4 protein-coding genes and 1 pseudogene are annotated in these 3278 nt (G+C 73.5%); 2 read left to right on the forward strand and 3 right to left on the reverse strand.

What is annotated here, in order from left to right; genetic code table 11:
• A partial coding sequence (locus ACOJTC_RS18805; RefSeq protein WP_420117859.1) for a DUF5931 domain-containing protein occupies positions 1-602 on the reverse strand: 602 nt, incomplete at its 3' end.
• Between the two features lie 116 nt (positions 603-718).
• Here ACOJTC_RS18805 and ACOJTC_RS18810 point away from each other — a divergent pair.
• Complete coding sequence (locus tag ACOJTC_RS18810; protein WP_131056427.1) at positions 719-1189, forward strand: ATP-binding protein; 471 nt, start codon at positions 719-721, stop codon at positions 1187-1189.
• A 15-nt stretch (positions 1190-1204) separates the two neighbouring features.
• Here the strand turns inward: ACOJTC_RS18810 and ACOJTC_RS18815 are convergent.
• Positions 1205-1564: pseudogene (locus ACOJTC_RS18815) on the reverse strand (phosphoribosylaminoimidazolesuccinocarboxamide synthase); the annotation flags it as partial.
• A gap of 246 nt (positions 1565-1810) precedes the next feature.
• A complete protein-coding gene (locus ACOJTC_RS18820; protein WP_204926790.1) occupies positions 1811-2644 on the reverse strand; it encodes a phosphoribosylaminoimidazolesuccinocarboxamide synthase in 834 nt (277 codons plus the stop codon).
• Positions 2645-2779: 135 nt separating this feature from the next.
• Between ACOJTC_RS18820 and ACOJTC_RS18825 the strand changes: the two genes are divergently transcribed.
• The coding region (locus ACOJTC_RS18825) for an ABC transporter substrate-binding protein (RefSeq protein WP_420117860.1) at positions 2780-3278 on the forward strand (499 nt) is incomplete at its 3' end.

Genomic DNA, 3278 nt, shown 5'->3' on the forward strand with positions numbered 1-3278 from the left:
AGCACCTGGAGCACCGAGTCGTGGATGTCACGGGCCAGGCGTTCCCGTTCGCGGTTGGCGGCCTCGATCTCGACCGCCCGCGGCAACCGCTCCCCGGCGGTCACGGTGAGCCGGGCGACGTGCCCGACCACCACGCCGGCGAGCAACATCAGGATCGCGCCGTTGATCGCCGTGGGGGTGGCCATCCCCCGGGTGGCCAGGTCGGTGGCGCCGACGACCAGAGCGGCCAGCGCGCCGCGTCGCCGTCCGCCGCAGACCGCCCAGGCCAGCACCGGGCCGCTCAACCAGGCCACCGCCATGGTCGGCAGGCCGGCGTCCAGCGCGTCGCGGCCCATCACCCAGGGAGTGGCCAGCAGGATCGCCACCACGACGCCGAGATCGGCCAGGAGCAGCGGCCAGCCGCGCCGGGCCGGAGCGGCGTAGCCGATCGCGGTGACCCCGGTCCAGCCCGCCAACACCAGCACCAGCACCCCGGCGAGCAGAGGGTGGGCGTAGCGGTCCGCGTCGCGCAGCACGACCACGCAGACGTACGCCAGCGAGGCCACCCGGAAGACCGCGACGGCCCGCCAGAGAGGGAGTTCGAAACCACCGGGGGCGGACACGCCCGTCACCATGCCACAGCCTGTGTGACGGGTCCTCGCCGATGCGGTCCCACGAATCCTGACGTACGGTGGTAAAAGCCGCTTAAAGCTCTGCGATCTCCTGTCGGGACGGGGCCATGACGAACGCAGAACCCCGCACACCGCGTACGGTGGTGCCCATCGAACACACCCTCCTGATCGCCGACGCCTTCGACCAGGCACAGGTGACCGAGCTGCGGCACTCGGTCGCCTCGTGCGTGCGTGCCGCAGGGCTGCGCGACGACCGCCTCGACGACTTCGTGCTCGCGGTCAACGAGCTGATCACCAACGCGGTCCGGCACGGCGGAGGGCGGGGCTGGCTCCGGCTCTGGCGGCAGTCGGAACTGGTGATGTGCGAGGTCTCCGACCACGGTCAGGGCATCAGTGTGCAGCGCCTCGACGACCGCAGCCGGCCGGCGCCGGAGACCGCCGGCGGTTGGGGACTCTGGCTGGCCCGCGAGCTGACCGACGCGATGGACGTGGAGACCGGCCCGGAGGGCACCACGGTCCGCATCACCTCCGCGACCCTCCCCACCGAGCAGCACATCGGCCGGCACCGCAGCGAGTGACGACCGGCGCCGGGGTCACTCCCAGCGGTTGCCGGTGATCTTCTCGTAGACGTCCACGTAGCGGGCCCGGGTCGCCTCGACCACCTCGTCCGGCACCTCGGGCGCCGGTTCGCGCCGGTCCCAGCCGCTGCCCGCCGCCCAGTCCCGCACGTACTGCTTGTCGTAGGAGAACTGCGTACGGCCCGGCTGGTACGACTCGGCGGGCCAGAAGCGGGACGAGTCCGGGGTGAGCACCTCGTCGGCGAGGACCAGGGTGCCGTCCGCCGCCCAGCCCAGCTCGATCTTGGTGTCGGCGACCAGGATGCCCCGGTCGGCGGCCAGCTCCGCGCCCCGGCAGTAGATGTCGAGGGTGATCTGCCGCAGCCGCGCGGCGGTCAGCCGGTGCCGCCGGAGCTGACGCCCCGGCGAACCCCCGCCGCGAAGCGGGACGCCCGGGCCGAGCACCGCGCCGGTCCGGGGATCGTCACCGACGAGCAGGCGTTCAGTGTGGAGACGCCGGGTGGCGGCGTGCTCGGCAAGCAGGCCGAGGACCGCTCCTACCGGGCCGAGCCGAAGACCGCGCTGGGCGGCAGCTGACCGCTGTCCGGCCGGCCCGCCACGGGCCGGCCGGGGCGCGGCGGGTCAGGACCAGCGTTCGCCGGTCAGCCGTTCGTAGACGTCGACGTAACGGGCCCGGGTCGCCTCGACCACGTCGGCGGGGACCTCGGGCGCGGGGGCCCGCTTGTCCCAGCCGCTGCTGGTCGCCCAGTCCCGGACGTACTGCTTGTCGTAGGAGAACTGGGTCCGGCCCGGCTGGTACGACTCGGCCGGCCAGTAGCGGGACGAGTCGGAGGTGAGCACCTCGTCGCCGAGGACCAGGGTGCCGTCCGTCGCCCAGCCCAGTTCGATCTTGGTGTCGGCGACCAGGATGCCCCGGTCGGCGGCGAGTTCCGCACCCCGCCGGTAGACGTCCAGGGTGATCTGGCGCAGCCGCTCGGCGGTCTCCGCACCCACCTTGTCCACCACGTCGGCGAAGGTGATCGGCTCGTCGTGCTCCCCGGCCGGTGCCTTGGTCGACGGGGTGAAGATCGGCTCCGGCAGGATCGACGCCTCGACCAGGCCACGCGGCAGCGGCACGCCGGAGACCGCGCCGGTGCGCTCGTACTCCTTGAGGCCGCCACCGGTCAGGTAGCCCCGGGCGACGCACTCGACGGGCACCATGTCCAGCCGGCGGCAGCGGATCGCCCGGCCGGCGAACTCGGCCGGCACGTCGGTGGTGGAGATGACGTGGTGCGGCACCAGGTCGGCGAGCTGCTCGAACCACCAGAGCGACAGGGCGGTGAGCAGCCGCCCCTTGTCGGGGATGGGGGTGGGCAGCACCACGTCGTAGACGGAGATCCGGTCGGAGGCGACCAGGATCAGGTCGTCGCCGTCCGCGTAGACGTCCCGGACCTTGCCGGAGTGCAGAAGTTCCACGTGCCCTAGTACACCACGGGGACGACGCCGGCCGGGTCGCCCACCCGGGGGGCGGGCCGGGCGGGCGTTGACACCCGGCCGCGCCACCTGCGTGAATGGTCCGGCTACCGGCCCGCCCGTCCCCAGGAGCACCCCGTGTCCGCTGTGCGTCCCCCGCTGGTCCGGCCCGGCGTCGACCCGGCCCGGCGGCGGCTGCTCGGCGCGCTGCTCGGTGTCCCGCTGCTGGCCACGGGCGGGCTGAGCGGATGCGGCGTCGAGGCGGAGTCGCCGACGCCGGACGGCCCGGTGGAGCTGTCGGTCTTCTGGTACGGCGGCACCCGACGGGCCGAGGCCACCGAACGGGCCCTGCGGCTGTACTCGGCCCGCAACCCGCAGGTCACCTTCCGGGTTACCTGGCAGGGGCAGGGCGGCTACTACGAGCGGCTCGCCACCCAGGCCGGCGGCGGCAACGTGCCCGACCTGTTCCAGATCGACGACTCGATGCTCGGCGACTACGCCCAGCGCGGCATCCTGCTCGACCTGGGCGGCTACGTCGACGGCGGCCGGATCAACCTGAACACCCTGCCGCCCGGCCTGGTCGACTACGGCAAGATCGACGACCGGGTGTACGGCGTCGCGGCCGCGCAGACCCACG

The organism is Micromonospora sp., from assembly GCF_048594385.1.
In the GTDB taxonomy this organism is placed as follows: Bacteria; Actinomycetota; Actinomycetes; order Mycobacteriales; family Micromonosporaceae; genus Micromonospora; species Micromonospora wenchangensis.